Annotated in this window: 24 protein-coding genes, 1 tRNA gene and 1 pseudogene; 21 read left to right on the top strand and 5 right to left on the bottom strand. The window is 37.4% G+C overall.

From position 1 onward, the window contains the following. The first annotated feature begins 105 nt into the window (after positions 1-105). From tig to yihA, 3 genes are all read left to right on the top strand, one after another. On the top strand, positions 106-1,443 hold the full coding sequence (tig, locus tag AC6UDC_RS04435) for a trigger factor (protein ID WP_500721490.1): 1,338 nt from the start codon (positions 106-108) through the stop codon (positions 1,441-1,443). Positions 1,444-1,586: 143 nt separating this feature from the next. Then, entirely contained in the window at positions 1,587-2,873 is a 1,287-nt protein-coding gene (gene clpX / locus AC6UDC_RS04430) for an ATP-dependent Clp protease ATP-binding subunit ClpX (protein WP_500695556.1), read from the top strand. 16 nt (positions 2,874-2,889) lie between these two features. Continuing rightward, a complete protein-coding gene (gene yihA, locus AC6UDC_RS04425; RefSeq protein ID WP_500721487.1) occupies positions 2,890-3,474 on the top strand; it encodes a ribosome biogenesis GTP-binding protein YihA/YsxC in 585 nt (194 codons plus the stop codon). 35 nt (positions 3,475-3,509) lie between these two features. Here yihA and AC6UDC_RS04420 read toward each other — a convergent pair whose 3' ends face one another. Then, on the bottom strand, positions 3,510-3,677 hold the full coding sequence (locus tag AC6UDC_RS04420) for an SPJ_0845 family protein (protein ID WP_500695557.1): 168 nt from the start codon (positions 3,675-3,677) through the stop codon (positions 3,510-3,512). Positions 3,678-3,796: 119 nt separating this feature from the next. Here AC6UDC_RS04420 and uvrC point away from each other — a divergent pair, with 119 nt between their 5' ends. Both uvrC and obgE read left to right on the top strand, forming a co-directional pair. Next, positions 3,797-5,605: an excinuclease ABC subunit UvrC gene (gene uvrC / locus AC6UDC_RS04415; RefSeq protein ID WP_500696613.1), complete on the top strand. Its 1,809-nt coding sequence runs from the start codon at positions 3,797-3,799 to the stop codon at positions 5,603-5,605. A gap of 18 nt (positions 5,606-5,623) precedes the next feature. Continuing rightward, entirely contained in the window at positions 5,624-6,928 is a 1,305-nt protein-coding gene (gene obgE / locus AC6UDC_RS04410; protein ID WP_500701151.1) for a GTPase ObgE, read from the top strand. 33 nt (positions 6,929-6,961) lie between these two features. Here obgE and AC6UDC_RS04405 read toward each other — a convergent pair whose 3' ends face one another. After that, positions 6,962-7,240: a hypothetical protein gene (locus tag AC6UDC_RS04405; RefSeq protein WP_500693884.1), complete on the bottom strand. Its 279-nt coding sequence runs from the start codon at positions 7,238-7,240 to the stop codon at positions 6,962-6,964. A gap of 106 nt (positions 7,241-7,346) precedes the next feature. On the opposite strand from AC6UDC_RS04405, the gene rnz reads away from it, so the two are divergent. The 5 genes from rnz to AC6UDC_RS04380 all read left to right on the top strand — a co-directional run bounded on the left by rnz (position 7,347) and on the right by AC6UDC_RS04380 (position 11,729). Then, a complete protein-coding gene (gene rnz, locus AC6UDC_RS04400) occupies positions 7,347-8,294 on the top strand; it encodes a ribonuclease Z (protein ID WP_500695560.1) in 948 nt (315 codons plus the stop codon). Next, positions 8,291-8,689, top strand: coding sequence for a LapA family protein (locus AC6UDC_RS04395; RefSeq protein WP_500693882.1), 399 nt, complete (start codon positions 8,291-8,293; stop codon positions 8,687-8,689). Before rnz ends, AC6UDC_RS04395 begins: the two co-directional genes overlap by 4 nt. Positions 8,690-8,707: 18 nt before the next feature. Continuing rightward, complete coding sequence (recJ, locus tag AC6UDC_RS04390) at positions 8,708-11,023, top strand: single-stranded-DNA-specific exonuclease RecJ (protein WP_500707058.1); 2,316 nt, start codon at positions 8,708-8,710, stop codon at positions 11,021-11,023. Positions 11,024-11,046: 23 nt separating this feature from the next. Further along, a complete protein-coding gene (locus AC6UDC_RS04385) occupies positions 11,047-11,568 on the top strand; it encodes an adenine phosphoribosyltransferase (protein WP_500695562.1) in 522 nt (173 codons plus the stop codon). 72 nt (positions 11,569-11,640) lie between these two features. Next, positions 11,641-11,729, top strand: a tRNA-Ser gene (locus AC6UDC_RS04380). A 74-nt stretch (positions 11,730-11,803) separates the two neighbouring features. Here the strand turns inward: AC6UDC_RS04380 and AC6UDC_RS04375 are convergent. After that, positions 11,804-12,430 carry a helix-turn-helix domain-containing protein gene (locus AC6UDC_RS04375; RefSeq protein WP_500695563.1) on the bottom strand — a complete coding sequence of 209 codons (627 nt, stop codon included), beginning with the start codon at positions 12,428-12,430 and terminating at the stop codon, positions 11,804-11,806. Positions 12,431-12,706: 276 nt separating this feature from the next. Between AC6UDC_RS04375 and AC6UDC_RS04370 the strand changes: the two genes are divergently transcribed. After that, positions 12,707-12,919 carry a helix-turn-helix domain-containing protein gene (locus AC6UDC_RS04370; RefSeq protein WP_500693872.1) on the top strand — a complete coding sequence of 71 codons (213 nt, stop codon included), beginning with the start codon at positions 12,707-12,709 and terminating at the stop codon, positions 12,917-12,919. 170 nt (positions 12,920-13,089) lie between these two features. On the opposite strand, the pseudogene arsC reads toward AC6UDC_RS04370, so the two are convergent. Then, positions 13,090-13,507 (bottom strand): annotated as a pseudogene (gene arsC, locus AC6UDC_RS04365) (arsenate reductase (thioredoxin)). A 235-nt stretch (positions 13,508-13,742) separates the two neighbouring features. On the opposite strand from arsC, the gene AC6UDC_RS04360 reads away from it, so the two are divergent. Then, complete coding sequence (locus tag AC6UDC_RS04360; protein WP_500693871.1) at positions 13,743-15,110, top strand: FAD-dependent oxidoreductase; 1,368 nt, start codon at positions 13,743-13,745, stop codon at positions 15,108-15,110. Between the two features lie 40 nt (positions 15,111-15,150). On the opposite strand, the gene AC6UDC_RS04355 is transcribed toward AC6UDC_RS04360, so the two are convergent. After that, entirely contained in the window at positions 15,151-15,408 is a 258-nt protein-coding gene (locus AC6UDC_RS04355) for a hypothetical protein (protein ID WP_500693870.1), read from the bottom strand. 118 nt (positions 15,409-15,526) lie between these two features. Here AC6UDC_RS04355 and AC6UDC_RS04350 point away from each other — a divergent pair, with 118 nt between their 5' ends. The 9 genes from AC6UDC_RS04350 (at position 15,527) to citG (ending at position 23,932) form a co-directional block, all read left to right on the top strand. After that, complete coding sequence (locus tag AC6UDC_RS04350) at positions 15,527-16,315, top strand: alpha/beta fold hydrolase (protein ID WP_500707059.1); 789 nt, start codon at positions 15,527-15,529, stop codon at positions 16,313-16,315. Between the two features lie 161 nt (positions 16,316-16,476). Further along, positions 16,477-17,667 carry an NAD(P)-dependent malic enzyme gene (locus AC6UDC_RS04345; protein WP_500695567.1) on the top strand — a complete coding sequence of 397 codons (1,191 nt, stop codon included), beginning with the start codon at positions 16,477-16,479 and terminating at the stop codon, positions 17,665-17,667. Between the two features lie 11 nt (positions 17,668-17,678). Next, complete coding sequence (locus AC6UDC_RS04340; protein ID WP_500693867.1) at positions 17,679-18,647, top strand: AEC family transporter; 969 nt, start codon at positions 17,679-17,681, stop codon at positions 18,645-18,647. Between the two features lie 24 nt (positions 18,648-18,671). Continuing rightward, on the top strand, positions 18,672-19,724 hold the full coding sequence (citC, locus tag AC6UDC_RS04335; protein ID WP_500693866.1) for a [citrate (pro-3S)-lyase] ligase: 1,053 nt from the start codon (positions 18,672-18,674) through the stop codon (positions 19,722-19,724). Continuing rightward, positions 19,714-20,007 (top strand): citrate lyase acyl carrier protein, encoded by a 294-nt coding sequence (gene citD, locus AC6UDC_RS04330; RefSeq protein WP_500693865.1) that lies wholly within the window; start codon positions 19,714-19,716, stop codon positions 20,005-20,007. Before citC ends, citD begins: the two co-directional genes overlap by 11 nt. Beyond that, a complete protein-coding gene (gene citE / locus AC6UDC_RS04325; protein ID WP_500699429.1) occupies positions 20,007-20,921 on the top strand; it encodes a citrate (pro-3S)-lyase subunit beta in 915 nt (304 codons plus the stop codon). The genes citD and citE overlap by 1 nt, the downstream gene beginning before the upstream one ends. 28 nt (positions 20,922-20,949) lie before the next feature. Then, a complete protein-coding gene (gene citF / locus AC6UDC_RS04320) occupies positions 20,950-22,449 on the top strand; it encodes a citrate lyase subunit alpha (RefSeq protein WP_500721572.1) in 1,500 nt (499 codons plus the stop codon). Positions 22,450-22,509: 60 nt separating this feature from the next. Continuing rightward, positions 22,510-23,052 carry a citrate lyase holo-[acyl-carrier protein] synthase gene (gene citX / locus AC6UDC_RS04315; RefSeq protein ID WP_500707060.1) on the top strand — a complete coding sequence of 181 codons (543 nt, stop codon included), beginning with the start codon at positions 22,510-22,512 and terminating at the stop codon, positions 23,050-23,052. Next, on the top strand, positions 23,045-23,932 hold the full coding sequence (citG, locus tag AC6UDC_RS04310) for a triphosphoribosyl-dephospho-CoA synthase CitG (protein WP_500699431.1): 888 nt from the start codon (positions 23,045-23,047) through the stop codon (positions 23,930-23,932). The genes citX and citG overlap by 8 nt, the downstream gene beginning before the upstream one ends. Positions 23,933-23,971: the final 39 nt, after the last annotated feature.

Genomic DNA, 23,971 nt, shown 5'->3' with positions numbered 1-23,971 from the left:
GTTTTAGCGTCGCTGTTTACTTTTGAGGACGCTTAAGTTAGAATATTATTTGAATACTATTACTTGGAAAAGTGTGTAAATATTTTTCATGTTGGAGGAAATGTTATGGCAGATTGGAAGAAAAAAGGTACCAATGATGGGGAATTAACTTTTGAAATTGGTCTTGATAAGATTAAAGAAGGATTAGATCGAGCTTTCAAAAAGAATAAGAAAAATATTAAAGTTCCTGGATTCCGTAAGGGTAAAGTTTCAAGACAAGTATTTAACCAAATGTATGGTGAAGAAGCTTTATACCAAGATGCTTTGAATTTGTTATTACCAGATGCTTACAGTGAAGCAATTAAAGACGCTGGCATTGAACCCGTTGGTCAACCTGACGTTAGTGTTGATTCAATTGAAAAAGGGAAGCCTTGGGTCTTAAAGGCTACTGTTAGTGTCAAACCTGATGTTAAACTTGGTCAATACAAAGGACTAAGCGTTCCAAAGGAAAGTACTCGAGTTTACAAGAAAGACGTTGATGCTAAGATTGATAAAATGCGTCAATCTCAAACTGAACTTGTTCTAGTTGATCGTCCTGCCAAAAAAGGTGACACTGTTACCATTGATTTTGAGGGATTTGTTGATGGCAAGCCTTTTGAAGGTGGAAAAGCAAATAACTATTCTCTTGAACTTGGTTCAGGATCATTCATTCCAGGATTTGAAGATCAATTGATTGGAAAAAAGGCTGGCGATGATGTCGAAGTAAAAGTTACCTTCCCTAAGGATTATCAAGAAAAGTCATTAGCTGGCAAAGAAGCTACCTTTAAGGTTAAACTCCATGAAGTTAAAGAGAAACAACTTCCTAAGCTTGATGATGACTTTGCTAAAGATGTTGATGAAGATGTTGATACTCTTTCTGAATTGGAAGACAAAGTTAAAAAAGAACTTAAGGAACAAAAAGAATCAGCCGCTCATGATGCCAAGGAAAATACGGCTATTAGTGAAGCAGTAGATAATGCTAGTGTTAAAGATATTCCAGAAGTTATGATTAATGATGACGTTCAACGTCAGATGGACCAGTACTTAGCTGGAATGCAGCAGCAGGGTATTAACGCTGAAATGTACTACAAACTCACTGGTACTAAGCCAGAGGACTTAAAGAAGCAATTTGCTGATGGTGCAGATCGTCGAGTTAAAACTAATTTGGTCTTAGAAGCAATTGTTAAAGCTGAAAAGATTGATCCTAGTGAAGAAGACATTCAAAAAGAAGTTAGCAACCTCGCTAAACAATACGGAATGGAAGAAACAGCCGTTCGTAATGCATTATCTGATGACATGTTAAAACATGATATTGGTATTCAAAAAGCCGTTGACATTGTGGTTGACAGTGCTAAAGAAGAACCAAAATCAACTACCAAGAAGGCTTCTGAAAAAAAGGATTCCAGTAAAGAAAATAAGAAATAATTTATACAAGATGGGATCCGCTTGTTAGAGCGGGTCTTTTTTTGTAGAGCAAATTATTTTAAAAGGTTCTATTAGTATGGTATAGTTTCAAATTGCAGGCAACGAGACGAATTAACAACGAATTAACAAAAAGGAGAGATACCATGTATGATGATTCAAATCAAAATGAGACCATTACTTGCTCCTTTTGTGGAAAGTCACAGGACCAAGTAAAAAAAATTGTTGCTGGACCCGGTGTATATATTTGTAATGAATGTATCGATTTGTGTGAACAGATCATGAGTGATGAATTAAACAAGACCAATGCTGAAGACATCAATGTGCTTACCCCAAGTGAAATTGTTAAAAAACTTGATGAGTATGTGATTGGTCAAGATGAAGCCAAAAAAACGCTAGCGGTGGCTGTCTTTAATCATTATATGAGAATTAAGGCTTTGAATGATTCTGAAGATAATGATGAAAGTGAAGATGGTAACCAAGAACGACATGCTTATGATGATGCTCAGATTCAGAAAAGTAATATTGCGATGATTGGACCAACTGGATCGGGGAAGACTTATCTGGCCCAAACACTTGCTAAAATTTTAAACGTTCCCTTTGCAATTGCTGACGCTACGACGTTGACTGAAGCTGGATATGTTGGAGAAGATGTTGAAAATATTCTTTTGAAACTCTTACAGAACGCTGACTATGACGTTGATCGGGCTGAAAAGGGAATCATTTATATTGACGAGATTGATAAAATTGCTAAAAAAGCCGAAAATGTTTCAATCACAAGAGATGTATCTGGTGAAGGAGTTCAACAGGCTCTTTTAAAGATTTTAGAGGGAACGACCGCTAATGTCCCACCAAAAGGTGGTAGAAAGAACCCGAGCCAAGAGTTTATTAAGATTAATACGAAGAATATTCTGTTTATTGTTGGTGGGGCTTTTGATGGAATTCAAGATATTGTTAGACGACGCTTAGGTGATAAAACAATTGGTTTTGGGGTTGATAATCATGAGACCCAAGACGTTGCTGATGAAGATATTATGCAAAAAGTAATTCCTGAGGACCTGATGAATTTTGGATTAATTCCAGAGTTTATCGGTCGTCTTCCAATTTTGACTGCTTTGAATAAGTTAAGCGAAAATGATCTGGTTAAGATTCTTACTCAACCTAAAAATGCGTTAGTAAAACAATACCAAAAGCTTTTATCACTCGAGGGCGTCCAACTTAAATTTGAAGACGCTGCACTTAAGGCCATGGCAAAAAAAGCCATTGCTAGAAATACGGGTGCTCGTGGTCTTCGTTCTATGATTGAAAGTGTGATGAGAGATATTATGTATTCACTTCCAAGTCGTGATGACGTTAAAGAAGTGATTGTTACCCCAGATTCAGTAAATAGTGGTAAAGAACCAAAGATGGTCTTAAAAAGCGAAACAAAGTAATTAAACGGAGATAATAATGGACGTAAATGATGTTGAACTAGTAATGAGTGCAGTTGATCCCAAACAGTATCCCACTACTGGATATCCAGAAATTGGCTTTTTGGGTCGATCTAACGTTGGCAAGTCTTCACTAACGAATGTGTTGATTAACCGGAAGGATTACGCTCATACGTCTGGCCAACCGGGAAAAACTCAAACTTTGAATTTTTATCGCGTTAACGATGAACTCTATTTTGTTGACGTTCCAGGATATGGCTATGCGAAGGTTTCTAAAACAGAACGGGAAAAATGGGCTCAAATGATTGAGACTTATCTAACGGAACGTGAACAGCTCCGGGGAGTGATCAATTTAATTGATGGTAGACACGCCCCGAGTGAGTACGATATTCAGATGCGTGATTGGTTAGAGTATTATGGAATTCCCGTGCTTTATGTAGCGACTAAGGTTGATAAAATTCCTAAAAGTAAGATCAAGAAACAAGAACAGACGTTGCGAAAAGGGTTGGAGCTTGAAGCAGATGAACCGCTGATAATGTTCTCTGCTAAAACCAAGGTCGGAGCAGATCAAATTTGGAACTGGATTGAGCAACAAATTAAGTAATAAAAAATCAGCTGTGAGAACAGCTGATTTTGTGTTTATTTGGTTTTGTCTTGATCTAATATTTTATTCTTTTTTGATTCGCGCTGGTCTTCTTTGTTTTTATGATTCAAAAACTTGGTACGGTTAGGATCTTTCGGATTCTCTTTAGCGAATTTACTGAACATGGCATCAAGATCTTCATTTCTTCTAATTTTTAGTCCCATATCGATCGCTCCTTTAAACTCATCATAGCAAAAAAATCATTTCATGTCAGTTTGTTATACAAACTGTAACTAATTCATTATAATTGTAACAGTAGTATTTATCGGAAAGGAGGGAGTTTATGGCATCTGATTTAATTGAACGAAAATTAACGTTACTTCCGGATCAACCCGGTTGTTACATTATGAAAGATAAAGATGGCAAAATTATTTATATTGGTAAGGCAAAAAACCTAAAGAATCGAGTTCGCTCTTATTTCAAGAGTACTCAGTATGGGAGACGAGCCAAATTAGTGCGAAACATTGCTGATTTTGAGACAATCATTACTTCAAATGACAAAGAAGCATTTTTACTTGAAATCACTTTGATTCAGAAGCATCGGCCTTATTATAACGTTCGTTTAAAGCAAGGACACAGTGGGTATCCTTACATTAAAATTACTAATGAACGTGATCCCCGAATGTTGATTACTAATACCGTTAAAAATGATGGTGGATATTATTTTGGACCATATCCAAACGTCTATGCTGCAGATGAAACCTTGAATTTCTTACAAAAGATGTATCCACTCAGACGTTGTAATGGGTATCAAAAACGAGCTTGTTTGTACTACCACATGGGACAGTGCTTGGGGGCTTGCTTTAAGAAAGTACCTAAGTCAGAGTACGATGCTCAAATCAAGAAAATCAAGTCATTTTTAAACGGTAGTGTGGGACCTGCTAGACAACTACTGACTAAACGAATGAATACGGCATCAAATAACATGGAGTATGAGCGGGCAGCTGAATTGCGCGATCAACTGCATTACATTGATGCGACCGTTGAGAAACAAAAAATCATTTCACATGACAATACCCCACGAGATGTGTTTAATTTTTATGCTGATAAGGGATGGCTTTCTGTACAAGTTTTCTTTATTCGGCAGGCACGTTTGATGAAACGTGAGAAAAAATTGTTTCCGATTATCAGTACCGCCAATGAAGAGATGACTAGCTATATCGTTCAATTTTATAACGATTCTGATCGGATTCCACCCAAAGAAATTTTGGTACCTAACTCAATCGACCATGATGTTCTTTCGAAGATGATCGGAGTGCCAGTTAGAACCCCTCAACGTGGTCAGAAGAAAGCCCTTTTGGACATGGCAGAGCATAATGCGCGATTGGTTTTAAACGAACAGTTTAAGTTAATGGAAATGGATCGCAAAAAGACTACCGGAGCAATGGATGAATTGGGCGACGCTTTAGGAATTGGTCATCTCGAACGAATCGAAGCTTTTGATCATTCTCATATTTCGGGTGCTGATTTGGTTTCTGCTATGGTAGTATTTGAAGATGGGAAACCGAATAAGAAGAAGTACCGAAAATATAAGTTAAGAACCGTTGATCATGCCGATGAAGCTGCCAGCACGCGCGAAGTGATTAGAAGGCGCTACACACGGTTATTAAAGGAACACGCTGAAATGCCAGATTTGATCCTAATGGACGGAGGCGAGATTCAGATGAATGCCGTTACTGATGTTTTGGAAAATGAACTTAATCTGCACATTCCAGTAGCTGGAATGGTGAAAAATGAGAAACATAAGACGGCTGATTTGCTTTACGGAAGTAATGATCATCACGTTAATTTAAATCCGAAAAGCCAGGCCTTTTATCTAGTTCAAAGGGTTCAAGACGAAGTGCATCGCTTTGCAATTAACTATCATCATCAACTCCATAATAAGAATTCGATGACTTCTAGGTTAGATAGTATTAGAGGAGTGGGACCCAAAACTAGAAATAAACTTTTGCGAAAATTCGGTTCCACCAAAAACATTGCAGATGCTAGTGTCGAAGACATTCAAGCAGTCGGTATTTCAAAGAAAGTTGCTCAGACGGTAAAATTGACCTTTGAGAACGTTGCACCAGTGGCCAAGATGATGAAAAACTAATATGAAAATGGAGAAATTATGTTTGTAGATCAAGTAAAATTTAAAGTTAAGGCCGGTAAAGGTGGAGACGGAATGGTCGGATTTCGTCGGGAAAAATATGTACCAAATGGTGGACCTTCTGGTGGTGATGGTGGCCATGGTGGTAATGTTGTTTTCAAAGTTGATACTGGAATGTCAACTTTAATGGATTTTAAGTATAAAAAACAATTTAAAGCCAAAAACGGTGGGAATGGTGCTAACAAAAAGATGACGGGTGCAAGTGCACCGGATTTGGTAGTACATGTCCCCGATGGCACCACGATTTATAACTCAGAGACCGGCGAGCCAATTGCGGATTTGACTAAAGCAAACGATGAAGTTGTAGTTGTAAAGGGTGGTCGTGGAGGAAGAGGAAACGTTCACTTTGCCACCCCTAAAAATTCTGCGCCAGAAATTGCTGAAAATGGGGAACCAGGTCAAGAAATGGAGATCGAACTTCAGTTAAGGTTATTAGCTGATGTTGGTTTAGTCGGTTTTCCATCGGCTGGTAAATCCACGCTATTAAGTGCAATTACTTCATCAAAACCAAAAGTAGCTCAATACCACTTTACGACCATTGTTCCTAATCTGGGGATTGTACGAAATCATGATGGAAGTGACTTTGTGATTGCTGATTTGCCTGGACTGATTGAGGGAGCTTCCAAGGGTGTGGGATTAGGTTTTGAATTTTTAAGACACATTCAAAGAACTCGAGTTATCCTTCATGTTGTTGATATGAGTGGAGTTGAGGGACGTGATCCGTATGATGACTATGAAAAAATCAATCATGAACTGGCTAATTTTGATAAAAGTCTTTTGAAACGTCCCCAAATCATCGTTGCTTCTAAAATGGATATGCCGGATTCAGCTGAAAATCTTAAGTTGTTTAAACGTGAATTAGCTGAACATAATGACCACGTTAATGGCAAAATTATTCCCATTTCTTCCATTACTCATTCAGGGCTTAATGATCTCATTCGAGAAACGAGTAGTGAACTTGATAAGGCGCCAAAGTTTCCAATTGTGGGTGCTAACGAGCTTAATGATTCTAAGGAAGTCATTTACCGTCCCGATGAGGATGAAAAGCCGTTTACTTTGACAAAAGATGAAGATGGAACTTGGGTTCTGTCTGGACATCAGATTGAACGAGTAATTCAAATGGCCAATACCGAACATGAACAAGGTGTGTTAAGATTAGCTCGAAAATTACGTGGAATGGGTGTTGATCAAGCACTACGGGATGCCGGCGCTAAGAATGGCGATCTGGTATCAATTTCGGACTTTACCTTTTCATATGTTGAATAATATAAAAGACGATACTTGTGGTATCGTCTTTTATTATCCAAAAATAAGCTCATCATTTTTTAAACGATAACCGAATAGTTTTGGAGTTTCAATTGTTTTACAAAAAAGTGATAGATGATCATCAAGTTCTCTTGTCCGGGTATTAAATTGATTCAAGGTTAGTGACCGTTTGTTTTTGCTTGGTACTAATAAAATTTTATTTTGCGAAAATTCAATGTCAAAAACTGGTAAAATAACCTTATTAATTTCAACGTATATTTTATATGAATTATTTAAATCTTCGGATGAGACGTAAAATTCGTTTAATCTCAAAGTTATCACCTAGATTCAGCTTATTATTGCTAATGTGGTATGCTACAATTGTATAGTAATTCTTCACGAGTGTAAAAATTTGAGTGTCAAAAAGGAACGATAGGATATGCAATTAGAGTTTTTTGGAACTGGTGCGGGAGTTCCTGGTAAGTTTCGAAACGTTTCTAGTGTCGCTTTAAGATTGTTGGATGAGATTAATTCCGTGTGGTTGTTTGATGCGGGGGAAGGTACTCAACAACAAATCTTGCGATCAACGTTAAAACCGCGAAAAATTAATAAGATTTTTATTACCCACCTTCATGGTGATCATATCTATGGTCTTCCGGGATTATTATCAAGTCGTTCGTTTCAAGGCGGAGATGATCCGGTTACCATTTATGGCCCCTTTGGAATCAAAAATTACGTTCAGACTAGTTTGCAAGTGACGCAGACTAAGTTAGGGTATAAAATAAAATACGTAGAGCTGGACCAGCCTGGTAAGATTTTTGACGGTAAAAAGTTTACAGTTTATGCGGAAAAGCTTGATCATCAAGTTCAAAGTTGGGGTTTTCGAATTGTTGAACATGATCATCCGGGTGAACTGCTTGTTGATAAATTGCAGGAGGATAATATTCCGTCTGGTCCACTGTACGGAAAGCTTAAGGAAGGTAAGACGGTTAAACTTAGTGACGGGAGAGTCATTAATGGCAAGGACTACATTGGTAATTCCCAAAAGGGGAGAATTGTTACCATTTTAGGGGATACGAGAAAAGTTGATACCATCAATAAGTTAGCGCAAAATGCTGACATTTTAGTTCATGAAAGTACTTTTGGAAAGGGCGAAGCAAAATTAGCTCACAATTACTATCATTCTACGAACATCCAGGCTGCTAATACCGCCAGGGATGCCAACGTAAAACGATTATTATTAACGCACATTTCTGCAAGGTATACTGCTAAAATGGCTCATGAGTTACAGAGGCAGGCTCAACAAGTTTTTCCAAATACCAAGGTAGTTAAAGATTTTGATTTTATTGATATTCCCTTTAATAAGGGAGAGGAGAATGCCCAATGAAAAAGCAAGTTTCAATGATTTTAAGCATGGTCTTGATTGTGATTGTCGCTATTTTTGTTTTGTTAAATATGGGAAGTGCGGAGATTAATTTTGGTTTTACGACGGTTAAAATGCCGTTAATCTTAGTCTTATTATTGACATTACTAATTGGGGCTTTAATCATGTTCTTATTATCAATGATCAGTTCATTTAAAAATGGTTCCAAACGGAAAAAAGAAAATCGTGATTCACAGAAAACCATTGATGGATTAAAGGGACAAATTAATGATTTAAATAAACAAATTGATTCTCTAAAGATGCAGTTAAAGAATTCAATTAGTAAACAAAAGGTTAATCAAGATAATCGAAACGTTGAAGATGTAATTAATAAACAGCAAAAGGACAACGAAAAATAGTGAAAAGAGGATCCATATTTGCTTTCTTCAAAGTATAATTGGGAACTAAAACAAAATAATCTTAACCAAGATGCTGTTAATCAACTAGCTAATGATTTGGGACTTGAACCGTTAGTTGTTAGCTTACTGTTTGAACGTGGTTATGATAATATCGATAAGATTCAACATTACTTAAACCCGGATACTAGTGACTTAAACGATCCCTTTTTAATGCATGATATGCAAAAAGCGGTTGATCGGATTGAGTTGGCAGTTGAAAACGGTGAACAAATTACTGTTTATGGGGATTATGATGCTGACGGGCTTACTAGTACCGCCATTTTATATGAAACGTTAGTTGAGATGGGGGCAGAGGTTCATTATTATATTCCTAATCGGTTTAAAGATGGATACGGTCCAAATGTGAAGGCCTTTCAAAAAATTATTGATAGTGGAACTTCGTTAATTGTTACTGTTGATAATGGAGTTGCTGGCTTTGATGCAATTGAGGCAGCTAATAAATTAAGTTGTGATGTGATTATTACCGATCATCACGAATTACCAGAGAAGTTGCCAAACGCCTATGCAATCGTTCACGCTCAGTTGGGCGATCCTAAATATCCGTTTCAGTATCTTTCTGGAGCTGGAGTAGCTTTTAAGTTGGCGACGGCATTAATGGATGAAATTCCTCAAGATAAACTAGATTTAGCCGCAATCGGGACGGTTGCTGACTTAGTATCGTTAACCGGAGAGAATCGGGCACTCGTTCAGTTTGGATTAAATGTCATTCATTTGACGGTTCGACCTGGATTAAAAGCCCTTATTAAACGATCTGGGATTGATTTGGAAAAAGTTGATGAACAGGACATTGGGTTTAACATTGCTCCTAGATTGAATGCACTTGGACGGATGGGTGACGCCAATATGGGAGTTGATTTGCTTACTACGGTTGACGACGATCAAGCTAATGAACTAGCTAAGAAGACTGAGCAAAAAAATGATCAGAGGAAGTTACTGGTTAGTTCAATTACGGACGAGGCAATCGCTCAAGCTGATTCACCTGAGAATAAGAAGAGAGAAACCCTTTTAATTGTGGGAAAGGATTGGCATACTGGGGTTTTAGGTATTGCAGCTAGTCGAGTTAAAGATAAATTTCATAAGCCGACGGTTGTTGTCAGTGTTGATGACCAAAATAAGATTGCCAAGGGATCCGGAAGAAGTGTCAAAGGATTTGATCTTTTTAAAGCCTTAGATAGTGAACGCGATCTGATGGATGCATTTGGTGGACATGCGATGGCAGTTGGATTAACGGTTCCAGCTGATAATTTAAAAACACTAGCTGAGCGGTTTGAACGGTCAGCAGCAAAACAGCAGGTTGATTTATCACAAAAGCCAACTTTAAAAATTGATTTTAAAGTTACTCCAGATGAAATTGATCAAAAGTTATTTCAACAAATTCAAACTTTGAGTCCATTTGGGACTGATAATGAATGCCCCCGATTTGATGTTGATCCGATTGCTTTAACTAATGTTCAGGCAATTGGGAAAGCCCATGATCACCTTAAATTTCAAGCTGTTGGCAATCATTCACGGATTTCTGCAATTGACTTTGGGATGGGTGATGTTGCTACTAAAGTTTCTAAATTGTCAGCTAATATTAACGTAGCAGCGACCTTGAATGAAAATGAGTGGAAAGGTCGTACTAATCTTCAGTTGATGGTTGATGATCTTAAAGTTGACGGAACCGTTGTTATTGACAAACGGACCACTACCTTAACTAAGTCAATGTTTGTAAATGAGGGAACGTATATTTTCTTTCATCGTAACTTGTATCAACAATTAAAATCATATGTTGGTAAAAATTCTAAAGCTATGCTTGCTTCGGGTGTTAAAAAAGATATTACGAATGGGGTAGTTTATCTTGTTGATTGTCCTGAAACACTTGGTGAATTAAAAAGCGTTGTTAATCATTTCCAAAATCCTGAAATTATATTGTATTTATATAAAAAGAATCATATTTTAAATTTAGGGATGCCAGAACGTTCACAGTATGCTAAACTATTTAAGTTCGTTGAAACTAATAAAAATGTGCAAATTTCAAAGAATGTTGGTGAGGTTGCAAACCATTTGCAGGTTCCAACCAATATTCTGGTTTTCATGTTGCAGGTATTTAATGAACTGGGATTTATCACCATTCGGGATGGAATTTTGAATGGTATCAGTAATCCAAACAAGCAAAGCTTGTCAACTTCTCCCACGTACCAATTGCGAGAAGAGCAATTAAAGGTGGAAGATGCTCTTTTTAACGTTTCCCCAAGTGATTTGGTGAAAATAATTAATAAGATTGGGAACTGATAATAAGAAAGGAAGTATTTTTTATGGTCCTTAATTTAAAGGATTATGTAGCAAGTTATCCTAATTTTCCAGAGCCAGGTGTAACTTTTCGAGATATTTCTCCATTACTAGAAAGTGGCGAAGCATATCGTCAAGCTACTGACGAAATTGTCAACTATGCCAAGGGTAAGAACATTGATATGATTGTTGGTCCCGAAGCGCGTGGCTTTATTGTTGGATGTCCCGTTGCATATGAACTTGGAATTGGATTTGCTCCTGCAAGAAAAAAAGGGAAGTTACCTGGTAAAACTGTCAAAGCTACATATGGTTTGGAATACGGTCAGTCATCACTTTATTTGCATGATGATGCGATTAAACCTGGTCAGAGAGTTCTTGTGACTGATGATTTGCTAGCTACAGGTGGTACCATTGAAGCTACCATTGAGTTAGTCAAAGATCTTGGTGGAGTAGTAGTTGGAACGGCTTTTATTGTCGAATTAATGGACTTAAAGGGTCGCGATAAGATTAAAGACTATGATATTCTCAGTCTGATTAAATATGATTAAGTTTTAAATTAAAAACACTTCTCAAGTTGATTATCGGTTCTTTTATGATTATACTTAAGTGGTGTTAATTTTGGCGAGTTGGCAGAGTGGTAATGCACCGGACTCGAAATCCGGCGAACCGGTTTATAGCCGGCGCGCAGGTTCAAATCCTGTACTCGCCTTTATAAGTAGTATTACAAAACAAAAAGACTACCAAAATTACAAGTTTTGATAGTCTTTTTGTGTTATTGAGCTTTTATAATTCAGATTGCATCCGAATTGCTTTTCCAATGATTTTGCCTGGATTATCTTTATTCAAGATAATCGGTGGGTACTCCTTATTATCAGGAACTAAGACGGTTTGGTCTTTTTGAGTACTAATCCTTTTAAGAGTAGCTTCGTCGTTATCGTTTAATAGGACAGCGGCAATTTCACCATTCTCCACCTCTGGTTGATAATGGATTAAAACGTACGATCCGTTTTGAATGGTAGGAGCCATTGAGTCTCCGTCACATTTTAACCAGAAATTCTCACCACTTGGCAGTCCTTCTTTTAAAGTTGGAAAGTACGCGGTAACGTTCTGTTCAGCAAAGATTGGTTTTCCGCAAGCAATGCTGCCAATGAGAGGAAGATCAATTGTCTCATTAGTTTTTGATTTAGCACTTGTACTATCATTGTGATAGTTAAGTTGATTAGTATTTCCTAATAGGTAATCGATCGACACGCCAAGTACTTTGGCGACTTTTCCAAGGCTTTTTGTACTAGGAGTTTTCTTGTTCCAAGTATAAATATTGTTAATCCCAATCCCAGCCTTCTGGGCCACTAACTGAAGTGACCATCCACGCATTCTTGAAAGTCTCTTTATTCGTTCAATTGTTGTCAAAATTGTTTCTCCTTTTCTGAAATTGGTGGTTAAAAAAGTTATTTCAAATAATAGAGAAAATCATTGACATTTTATTTTATATGATTGATAATTAATTTAGTTAAGTAATTGATCAGTCAGTCCAGAATAATATCAATGGTTAAAAGTATCTAAACTAGTTCCCACGAAGAAAATAGTTTAAATACAGTCCATTATTTTCATCATATTTACATTTTATTCCAAAGGATAGACATAGTCAATAACTTAATTAATAAATTGTGAAAGGAGGGATCAATAATGGCTAACGTTGAATTGGAACGTAATGCTCAAAGAGTATTTAAAAAGATCAAAGTTGCTTTAATTAACAAGGACTTGACTCAAGTTGATATGTCAAAAATTGTTGATGTCTCACCAGTTGAATTAAATCGGGCAATTCATGGTGAGATGAGTCCTAAATCTCAAAGAATTAGGAAGCAAATTTTTAAGTACCTAGATATCAAAGTTTCGTAATCTTCATTTGTTATCTATGTGATAAAAGAGCAGTAAGATAAACTAAATGTATTAATACTACTTGTTTTCACGTTTGTAATTAGTATTAGTATGTGTAGTGATCGTAAGATTTAATAAGGCCTAGATCAGTTGCAGTAGTTGATCTAGGTCTTTGTCGTGTAATAATTAGTTTATTTAGTCTCATCAACTGACAATTGTTTTACTAATTGGTCAATCTGATTGCGGACGTTTCTAAAAGTTTCAATTACTTCTGATTTGGATCCCTTAAATTGTGCAGGATCTTTAAGTGGCCAGTGAATTTTTGCAACTGATTGTGGGGTAACTGGACACTTATCTTTAGCGTCTCCGCAAAGCGTAACGATTAAATCACACTTAACTAAATAACTTTTATCAATTAGCTTGGATGTGTTTTGAGAAATATCAATTCCACGTTCTTTCATCACCTTAACCGCAACTGGATTTAAACCATGAGTTTTTACTCCCGCACTTTTTATTTGCCAGTTTTGCGGGAAATATTTTTTTGGCAAATCCTTCCGCCATTTGGCTTCGGCACGAGTTTCCCGTACACAAAAAATAAATTTTTTTCATTTTAATTCATCCCTTAATAATTTATACGTCATGATACCAAAAGATGATGACTATGGATACTATTAGTAACTTATCTTATCGGTTATTAATTGCTTGACTTATGGGTAGTTCAATCAAATTGTGTGCAAATAATTTATTAAATATTGAACATTTTGTAGTCTCATTAGGTAATTGCGTGGTACTATAAAAATGTTCATAGAGAACGACAATTTAAAAATTGAAGGAGGAAGCAGATATGAAAGTAGCTGTAATTGGATCATCTCATGGTGGATTCGAAGCTGTCAGAGGAGTTTTAAAAGATTTTCCTGATGCTGACATCGAATGGTACGAAAAGGGAGACTTTGTATCTTTTCTATCTTGTGGAATTGAATTATATCTTCAAAACGTCGTAAAAGATGTTAACTCTGTAAGTTATGCAACTCCAGAAGGCATGGAAAAATTAGGTGTAAATGTCCACATTAATACTGAAATCACTGATATTGATCCTGAGGCTCACACGCTAACCGCTTTAAACGTTAACGATGGTAAAGAGAGCACTGAAAAATATGATAAATTAATTTTAAGTGTTGGTGCTAATCCATTCCAACTTCCAGTTCCAGGGAAGGAATTAGGTAATATCTACGCAATGCGTGGACGTGATTGGGCCATTAAATTGAAGGAAGCTGAAGTTACTCCAGGTATCAACAACGTCACGGTTGTTGGTTGTGGATACATTGGGATTGAAGCAGCTGAATCATTCGCTAAAGCTGGCAAGCACGTTACCTTAGTTGATACTGGTAAAACCATTCTTCCTACTTACTTGGATCCAGAGTTTACTAAAATTCTTGAAGCTGAGCTTAAAAAGAACGGCGTAAAATTGTCATTGAACCAAAGTGTTAAAGAATACGTTGGTGATGATGATGAAAACGTTTCTTCAGTTATTTCAACTAATGGTGACCAATGGGATGCTGATCTAGTGATTGAAACTGCCGGAATTCGTCCTGCTACCGATTGGCTTAAAGGTAAAGTTGATCTTGACGAAAAGGGCATGATTAAGACCGATGAATATCAAAGAACCAATCAACCTGATATTTTTGCCGTTGGTGATTCTACCGAGGTTACTTTCGCACCCACTGGCAAGAAGCAAATCATTGCTTTAGCTTCTAACGCTAGACGTCAAGGTCGCTCAGCTGCCATGAACCTGAACGATGAGAAGCGTAAGACTACTGAAGTTTCTGGTTCATCAGCACTTCATGTTTTTGATTACAAGTTTGCCTCAACTGGATTTAAGGACGTTACTGCTGAAAAAGCTGGCGTTGACGTTGAATCCGTCTTTGTTGTTGACACTGCGGTTCCTCCGTTTGTTCATGATGATAAGTTGAATGCAGAAGTCTACTTCAAGTTAACTTTTGATCCAAAGACTCGTGAAGTTGAGGGTGCTCAAATCATGTCTAAACGAGATGTAACTGCTAATATCAATACCATTTCATTAGCAATTCAACAACACATGACTGTTGATGACTTGGCATATGCTGACTTCTTCTTCCAACCAGGTTTTGACCGTCCATGGAATATCATGAACGTCGCAGCTCAAAAAGCACAAGATAAGTTAGATCACAAATAAAACCAAAGGGTCCGTTGACTTAATCAACAGACCCTTTTTATTACATACTTTTTGCTACTAGAATATCACCATTTGACAATTTGAACGTTTTATCAAAACCATTTAGATAAATGGTAGTACCTCGTTCTGGAAAATCTTCACTGGTCTTAGGAAGAAATTCAATTTCAAGTGAATGGCCATCTGGAGCCAGATTATCTAAGGTAGTTAATTTCATGACGTACTGATTGTCATCGTTAACTTTAATGGTTTTAGTATCTGAATTTCCAGGTGCTGGAAATGTTAAAGTAATCCGTTTCATATCATCCCTTCTTTCGTAGTTATTATACTACCAATTAATTTTTGGTATTGGTACGAATCTAGTAGTAAGAGAAGTGCTAACATATAAAATAAATCTTAAAGAAAATGGTGAAGCGATAATGAAATTTTATACTTCTGATAATGTGGAATTAGACTATGATGATGAGGGAAATAAAAGCAATCAACCCGTGATGATTCTTACCGGAATTGGGGGCTATAAAGAGATTTGGACCCTTACTGTCCAAAAATTAGTCGAAAGCGGTTTCAGGGTTATTAACGTGGATGCTAGAAATCAGGGGATGTCTGAGCGTACTAGTAAGGATGAACGGATGTCGCGCCATGCGATGGATTTATATGAGATTCAGAAGGAACTAAAATTAAAGGAACCAATCTTGCTTGGGAATTCAATGGGAGCAGCAACCATGTTTGCGTACGTTTCTTTGTTTACTGACAAGGGAATTAAGGCCATTGTAGACGTTGATCAGAGCCCTAAGATGATTGCGGATCGATCATGGCCATACGGATTTAAGGCTTTAGACTGGAGTGATTTTCCTGAATTTTTGAAGCAGCCATTTGGACGTTCGACTTATAGTAAAATTAATGATCTTTTATATAGTAAGATTCAATCGTTAAAACAGGAGTATCCATATGACGCCGACTTAAACTATTCGTTGTTAGTGGATCATGCTTTTCAAGATTGGCGTGACATTTTGAGTGATTTAAAGGTTCCATTGATGATTATAGCGGGAAGAAAATCACCATTTTTTGATTATCACTTTGCAAAAGTTGCAGCTGGGATGGCTCATAATGGTCATTATCAGATTGTTGAAGATGCGGGGCATATTATTATGGCTGAACAGCCAGATGTGTTTAACGATATTTTGTTGAAGTTTGTGAAAAGAATATAATAAATCACAATGGTAAGAAATATCATCGTGTGAATTATTAGACTTAACCTTTTAATAGCGGTCTCACTTTAATGAGGTCGTTTTTTATTTGGGTTTGTTAAAGAGTGTTAACTTGGTTGACTTTACGCACTTTGGTTAATATAATCACAATGTAAGCGGATATGAGCAATCGTGTCTGCGTGAAAATAAAAACAATTGGAGGGGTTTACGTGGCTGATAATATTTATTCCATTCATGAAAAGCACACGGGAATGCTAGAAATGGAATCAGAATTTCCTGTAAAAAACCGTGAAGAACTTAGTGAGGCTTACACACCTGGTGTTGCTAAGATTTCCAAGGCCATTGAAAAAGACCCTAGTTTAAAGGACAAGTACACAATGAGTGGAAAGTTGCTTGCTGTTGTTACTGATGGTTCAGCAGTTCTAGGATTAGGTAACATCGGACCAGCTGCAGGGCTTCCGGTTGTTGAAGGGAAGGCTTTGTTATATAAAGACTTGGCCAATGTTAATGCGTTACCAGTTGCCATTGATCAGGAAGATGCCAAGAAAATGGCCACTCACATTAAAAGTATTCAAGATACCTTTGCTGGGATCCATTTGGAGGACATTGCGGCACCAAAATGCTTTGAGTTAGAGGATATCTTGAGTAAAACATTAGATATTCCGGTCTATCATGACGACCAAGAGGGAACTGCTATTGTAGTTTTGGCCGGATTAATCAACGCTAGTAAAGTAGTTGGTAAAGAGTTGAAAGATTTAAAGATCGTCGTCAATGGGGTTGGAGCATCTGGTGTCGCTACTGCCTCGTTGCTGGAGCACGTTGGCATTAAAAATATTACTTTGGTTGATATCGATGGCGTGGTTAAGCCAGATAGTGAGAACTATAATTCATATCAAACTGGACTTGCCCAATCCTTGAACGGAAAAGAAGGACAAACTCTGGATGATGTAATTGATGATCAGGATGTTTTTATCGGTCTGTCAGATGCTAATGTTTTAAGTACTAGTCAAGTTAAAAGAATGGCAAAGGATCCGATTGTCTTTGCGCTTGCTAATCCAGTTCCGGAAATTCTTCCACAAGACGCTAAAGCTGGTGGTGCTAAAGTGATTGCGACTGGATCTAGTAAGTATCCAAATCAAGTTAATAATATTTTGGTTTTCCCAGGTCTGTTCAAAGGACTTTTAAAGAGTGGAATTAAAAAGGTTACATACCAAATTGAGGAAGTCGTTGCTGACGCGTTAGCCAGCATGATTCCTGATCCTACTCCAGATAAAATTGTCCCTGGGGTTTTTGATGAAAATGTTGTTAAAACGGTCACAAATTCAATTATAAAATATGGTGAAAAAGGATAAGAGGTACAATTATGGCAATATTTATTACATCAATCCAGAGTGTGCTAGCGATTGTAATTATGATTGCAGTTGGTTATGTAACACAAGGACTTGGATGGTTTAAAGAATCATTTTCCGGTTCAATCTCAAAGATTATTATGAAAGTTGCTTTACCATGTTCTATTTTTGTGGCAATGCTTAAATATTTTCATCCAGAACAACTAGCTAATTTGTCAACTGGATTAATCTATGTTGTGCTTGCTATCCTTTTAGGCTACGTTATTTCATGGATTGAAGTTAAGTTATTTAGAGTTAAAAAGGGTCGAAGAGGACTGATGATGACCGGTATTAACGGTGCTAATACCGTTTTTATTGGAATGCCCTTAAACGTTGCTTTATTTGGTGAGATATCAGTCCCTTATTTACTTGTTTACTATATTGTAAATACGATCATTATTTGGACTTTAGGTGTTTGGGTAATTGCTGCAGACGATCCAACCGCTAAAGATGGTTCCAAAGCTAAATTTGATTGGCACCATTTGATTCCGGCTCCATTATGGGGATTCATTGTTGCCATTCCATTTTTGTATATTCCATGGCTTCAGGAACATTTATTGGTTAATTTTGTCCAAACAACCTTAACTGATTTGGGGGCACTGGTTACTCCACTTGCATTAATCTATATTGGAATTATGTTGAGATCATTTGGTCTTAGAAACATGCATTTTGATAAAGATGTCATTTTGACTTTAGCAGGCCGTTTCGTGATTTCACCATTAGTCATGGCTGCAATTATTTTTGTTGGGTTCAAACTCGGAGCATCAATGGTTCCAACATTCTCCAAGACTTTGATTGTTCAAGCTGCTACGCCTTCACTTGCAGTTCTGCCAATTTTGGCACAAACTTATCATGGTGACGTTAAGTTTGCTACAAACGTGGTTGTATCTACGTCAGTTCTCTTTATCATCGTAATTCCGATTATTATGTTAATCATGGGTTAGTAGAAACGGGAGATTATTGAGGATATGAATATTGAGACTAGAGAAATTAATTTAGAGGTTCCTGACCAATTTAATCAGTGGAGAGATTTTTTGAAATCACTTGGCATCGCCAATTTTTCTGGTGATGAGGTTGATCCCTTAGATTATACCGTTGGACTTTTTGATGGGAATAAATTAGTTGGTACTGGTTCATATTCTGGAAACATTTTGAAGTACATTGGTGTTTGTCATAAGTACACTGAAAATGGGGTTTATTTTAACAAGGTAATTTCGAATCTTTTAACAAGTTTGGGACAACGTGGAGTCTTTCATGTCTTTGTCTTTACAAAGCCAATGTATGCGGAAAGTTTCGAACACGTTGGGTTTAAGGAACTCGTTCAAAGTGATGATGCGGCCTTTTTAGAGACCGGTGATTATAGTATTACTGATTATCTTAAAAGTCTGCCTAAAGTTAATAAAGCTGATAATAATGCCGGGATTGTCATGAATGCTAATCCTTTTACCGATGGTCATAGATATTTGGTTGAAAAAGCGTCAGAAGTTAGTGATAACGTTTACGTATTTGTTGTAAGTACTGATAAATCACTGTTTACGTCACAAGAACGATTAAAACTTGTTCAAGAGGGCGTTTCTGACTTAAAGAATGTGATGGTTGTTCCGGGTGGCGATTACTTAGTAAGTTATGCCACTTTTCCTTCGTATTTTTTGGGGGCGCAAGCAGACAAGGTGCGGTATCAGACAACCATTGATGCATTAATCTTTAAAGATTGGATTGCCAAAGATCTTGGCATTAACGTTCGGTTTCTTGGAACGGAGCCAAATTCCAAAACGACCTCAATCTATAATCAAATTTTAGAAAAGGTTCTCCCGCCTGAAGTCAAAGTTAAAGTTATTAAACGAGATCAGGATGAAGCCGGAAAAGTGATTTCGGCCCGAACGGTTCGGATGGCCATTAAGAATGGTGAGTTAACATCAATTAAAGGGATTGTCCCAAAAACAACTTACGAGTTTATTACCAAACATATGGATTCGTTACAGGAAAGAATTAAGAAGGGAATGAAGATCAATGGGAATTAATAAAACGGCAATGGATGGAACGCTGGAATCTTCTGACATTCAGATCACAGTCAGTAAGGGTACTAACGGAATCCAAATTAATCTTGAATCTGATGTTAAGAAACGGTTTGGTGATGATATTATTGCTACCATTAAGGAAGTTGTTAACAAATTTGAATTAGATAATGTCAATATTAAGGCAGTTGACCAGGGAGCTTTAGATTGCGTAATTAAAGCTCGAACGATTACCGCAATTCAACGGGCCATGGGCGACAGCGAACAACCAGCATGGGAGGCACTATAATGGCTGAAAATGGTGAACGACTCAGAAGAACGATGATGTTTGTTCCAGGTAACAATCCAGGGATGATCAAAGATGCTGGGATCTATGGCGCCGATTCAATCATGTTTGATCTTGAAGACTCAGTTTCGTTAGCGGAAAAAGATTCTGCAAGAAACTTAGTTTATGAGGCTTTAAAAACGGTTGATTATGGTGATGCAGAATTAGTTGTTAGAACTAATGGACTCGACACTGACTTCTTTGAAGCTGACGTCAAAATGATGGTTAAGGCTGGCATCGATGTTATTAGAATTCCTAAAACTGAAAGTGCGGCAATGGTTGAAGAGATGGAGAGTCTAGTTGTTGACGCTGAAAAGGAGTTCAACATTCCAGTTGGAACCACTCATTTAATGGCCGCAATTGAGAGCGCTGAAGGTGTCATGAATGTACTTGAGATTGCTAAAGCCTCTGATCGCATGATTGGGATTGCTTTATCGGCGGAAGATTACACAACGGATTTAAAAACACACCGTTATCCAAATGGCTTGGAACTACAGTTTGCCAGAAATATGATTTTAAATGCTGCTAGAGCAGCTGGTATCGCCGCTTTTGATACGGTTTACACCGATGTTGATAATGTGAAGGGATTCTTGGCAGAAACCGAGTATATTCATGAGTTGGGTTACGACGGAAAATCAGTTATTAATCCACGCCAAATTCCTTTGGTAAACCAAGTTTATGCCCCAAGTGAAGATGAAATTAAGAATGCTGAAAATGTACTTGCTGCGATTGAAAAAGCAAGAAAAGCTGGCTCAGGAGTTATCTCAATGAACGGACAGATGGTTGATAGACCAGTTGCACTTAGAGCTGAGAGAGTTATGAAACTAGCTAAAGCTTCTGGCTTGATTGATAAGGAGGGTCATTACATTGGAAAATAAATTAGGTCGTAATTTACCCGATAAATTAATGAATGAACTGCACTTTAAACCATTTGAAACTACTAAGATTGGTAACCCGGTCTTTCAAAGAACGGCTCCTAAAGTCCAAGTTCAAGATGGACATGATAAATTAAAGGATGATTTAAAGCAGGTTGTTAAAGATAACGTGAGGGATGGGATGACCATCTCATTTCATCACCATTTACGTAATGGTGATTACATCTTTAATCTTGTGATGAAGGCGATCATGGACCTTGGAATTAAAGATCTAACTTTAGCACCTTCTTCACTGACCGTCGTAATGAATGATATGGCAATTAAAGCCATCAAGAATGGAACCGTTACTAACATCACCACATCCGGAATGCGTGGTTCCTTGGGTGACGAAGTTTCTCATGGAATTCTTAAAAATCCAGTGATTTTCAGATCCCATGGAGGCCGTGCTCGTGCCATTGAAAACGGTGATATCAAAATCGATGTTGCCTTTTTAGGGGTTCCTAATTCTGACTGTTGTGGTAATGCTAACGGGATGGAAGGTCCAGCCGCATTTGGTTCACTAGGGTATGCGTTAATGGACGCAGCTTATGCTAATAAAGTGGTTTTATTAACTGATAATGTGGTGGACTATCCCAACACCCCTGCCTCAATTCGACAAACACAAGTCGATTATGTCGTTAAGGTGGATAAAGTTGGTGATCCTAATAAAATTGGCTCTGGCGCTACTCGGTTCACTAAGGATCCAAAAGATTTGACCATCGCTAGAGCGGTCAATCAAGTGATTGTTAATTCACCGTACTTTAAAGATGGCTTCTCATTTCAGACTGGTTCTGGTGGAGCTGCCCTTGCCGTTACTCGTTACTTAAGACAAGCAATGCTTGATAATCATCTTCATGCCTCGTTTGGTTTGGGTGGAATTACTAAACCAATGGTTGATTTGCTTGAAGAGGGATTAGTTGATAAGTTAATGGATGTTCAAGACTTTGATAAAGCCGCTGCTGATTCAATGAAGAACAACAAAAACCAACAGGAAATTGATGCGTCATGGTATGCTGATCCTGATAATAAAGGATCAATGGTCGCTCAGTTAGACATTGCGGTTTTAAGTGCCTTGGAAATTGATACTGATTTTAACGTTAACGTGTTAACTGGTTCTGATGGCGTAATTAGAGGAGCGGTTGGTGGACATCAGGATGCTGCTACATCTAAGATGACAATCATCTGTGCTCCACTGGTACGAGGTCGCATTCCAACGGTGGTAGATCATATTAGTACAGCTGTTACTCCAGGGCAATCGATTGATGTCTTAGTAACCGAGTTTGGAATCGCCGTTAATCCTAATCGTCCAGACCTGATTAAGCAATTTAAGGATGTTCCGAGTTTGCATGTTTACAGCATCCAAGAATTAGCCGAAAAAGCTGAAAAGATCGTTGGCAAAGAAGAACCACTGAAGTATACTGATAAGACGGTTGGATTGGTTGAGTATCGGGACGGAACGATCATTGATTCAATTCGACAAGTAAAAGATTAATTTTAAAGACGGTGCTATCTGTAAGGCAGATGGAGCCGTTTTTTTAAGGAGTTTGATAAGTTGGAAGATAATATTTTTTTAACTGGGAAAGTGCAGGGGATCCCAGCTGTACTTGCTAACAAAGACAGACGGGCACACTTGCAGGCTCGATTAAAGGAGCAGTATCCAATGGATACGATTGTGTCAATCAAGTTAAATATTCCGGGTCCCATCAAGAACAACCCGCAAATCATGAACTTATTTGATGTTGGATATAAGCGATTCTTTAAAACACAGTTGTACAATATGAAAATTATCGATAAAATGGGGTGGAACACTGATGCGGGAAAAGAACGGTTTTTGGTGGTTGATGGTGATGGGCTTGTTTTGAAGAAACGAGCAATTCATTTTGAAGATCATGATCGTTTAGGACGTTTGTTTGATATTGACGTAATGGATCATAATCATTCTCATTACTCCCGGACTGATGTCAAAATGAGACCCAGAAGATGTCTGATTTGTGATCGAAATGCTAAAGAATGCGCTAGAAACCGTACTCATTCCGTGTCTGATTTGCAACGAAAAATTAGCGAGATATATTTTAGGAATGTCGGATATGAATAATGCGGTAATGGATTGGAAAGTTAAAATTTGTCAAAAAAATAAAACCGTTAACGCTGTGATGGAATCAATGTTAGATGAAGTTGTTTCTAATCCAAAACCAGGATTGGTTGATCCAGTTTCTCATAAATCTCATCCTGATATGGATGTCTTTACATTCATTGACAGCATTATTACAATGCGTCCTTATTTTGAAACCGCTTTTTTACGAGGACAAAATTTTTTAAGTGATGACTTAAGTCAATTATTGAAGTTGATTCGACCTGATGGAATTAAAGCTGAAAAAAACATGTTTAGGGAGACTAACGGTGTCAATACCCATAAGGGTGCAATCTTCGTAATGGGAATTATTGTTGCAGCACTAGGCTATCTTTCTCAGTCCAAAGCTTCCTTTACACTTGGAGATATAATTAATGTAGAAAAAGCTATGACTGCTGGAATCGTTAAATCAGACTTTTCGCAGGTGAGAAGAAAATCTGCTAGCAAATTAACCGCTGGTGAGCACCAATTTTTAGAATATGGGATGACAGGAATTCGTGGAGAAGCCGAGGCTGGATTCAAAACTGTGACAGGTCATGGCTTGCCAGCTTTGGTCGCTTTTAATGGAAATAAAAATGAAAAGATCCTTCGAGCGTTACTTAACATTGTTGCTCATAGTCAAGATAGTAATTTGATTAAACGTGCTGGATCGCCTGAAATCGTTGAAAAGGTACACAGGCAGGTTACTTCAATTTTAAACACTGAAGCTTTTAATTCCGCTCTAGTTAAAGAACAACTGGAAAAAATGTGTGAAAACTTTGATAATCAAGATTTAAGCTTAGGTGGTTCAGCTGATTTATTAATTTTAACCATCTTTTTTGGTAAGATAACTGATCATTTTTAAACATTAGTGACGTTTAGAAAATTAAATTGAAAATGGAGT

The sequence above is a fragment of the Fructilactobacillus sp. X7R7C1 genome, from assembly GCF_059901065.1.
Note: the sequence above shows the minus strand (reverse complement) of the source record. Positions and strands in the feature narration are given on the sequence as shown.

Coding starts and splice junctions, on each gene's coding strand:
- AC6UDC_RS04350 (WP_500707059.1), top strand. CDS start 15,527: ATGAAATTTTATACTTCTGATAATGTGGAATTAGACTATGATGATGAG.
- citG (WP_500699431.1), top strand. CDS start 23,045: ATGAATAATGCGGTAATGGATTGGAAAGTTAAAATTTGTCAAAAAAAT.
- tig (WP_500721490.1), top strand. CDS start 106: ATGGCAGATTGGAAGAAAAAAGGTACCAATGATGGGGAATTAACTTTT.
- AC6UDC_RS04370 (WP_500693872.1), top strand. CDS start 12,707: ATGGCTAACGTTGAATTGGAACGTAATGCTCAAAGAGTATTTAAAAAG.
- AC6UDC_RS04340 (WP_500693867.1), top strand. CDS start 17,679: ATGGCAATATTTATTACATCAATCCAGAGTGTGCTAGCGATTGTAATT.
- clpX (WP_500695556.1), top strand. CDS start 1,587: ATGTATGATGATTCAAATCAAAATGAGACCATTACTTGCTCCTTTTGT.
- citD (WP_500693865.1), top strand. CDS start 19,714: ATGGGAATTAATAAAACGGCAATGGATGGAACGCTGGAATCTTCTGAC.
- AC6UDC_RS04355 (WP_500693870.1), bottom strand. CDS start 15,408: ATGAAACGGATTACTTTAACATTTCCAGCACCTGGAAATTCAGATACT.
- AC6UDC_RS04345 (WP_500695567.1), top strand. CDS start 16,477: ATGAGCAATCGTGTCTGCGTGAAAATAAAAACAATTGGAGGGGTTTAC.
- citF (WP_500721572.1), top strand. CDS start 20,950: ATGAATGAACTGCACTTTAAACCATTTGAAACTACTAAGATTGGTAAC.
- AC6UDC_RS04385 (WP_500695562.1), top strand. CDS start 11,047: ATGGTCCTTAATTTAAAGGATTATGTAGCAAGTTATCCTAATTTTCCA.
- AC6UDC_RS04420 (WP_500695557.1), bottom strand. CDS start 3,677: ATGGGACTAAAAATTAGAAGAAATGAAGATCTTGATGCCATGTTCAGT.
- AC6UDC_RS04395 (WP_500693882.1), top strand. CDS start 8,291: ATGAAAAAGCAAGTTTCAATGATTTTAAGCATGGTCTTGATTGTGATT.
- AC6UDC_RS04360 (WP_500693871.1), top strand. CDS start 13,743: ATGAAAGTAGCTGTAATTGGATCATCTCATGGTGGATTCGAAGCTGTC.
- citE (WP_500699429.1), top strand. CDS start 20,007: ATGGCTGAAAATGGTGAACGACTCAGAAGAACGATGATGTTTGTTCCA.
- yihA (WP_500721487.1), top strand. CDS start 2,890: ATGGACGTAAATGATGTTGAACTAGTAATGAGTGCAGTTGATCCCAAA.
- uvrC (WP_500696613.1), top strand. CDS start 3,797: ATGGCATCTGATTTAATTGAACGAAAATTAACGTTACTTCCGGATCAA.
- rnz (WP_500695560.1), top strand. CDS start 7,347: ATGCAATTAGAGTTTTTTGGAACTGGTGCGGGAGTTCCTGGTAAGTTT.
- obgE (WP_500701151.1), top strand. CDS start 5,624: ATGTTTGTAGATCAAGTAAAATTTAAAGTTAAGGCCGGTAAAGGTGGA.
- citC (WP_500693866.1), top strand. CDS start 18,672: ATGAATATTGAGACTAGAGAAATTAATTTAGAGGTTCCTGACCAATTT.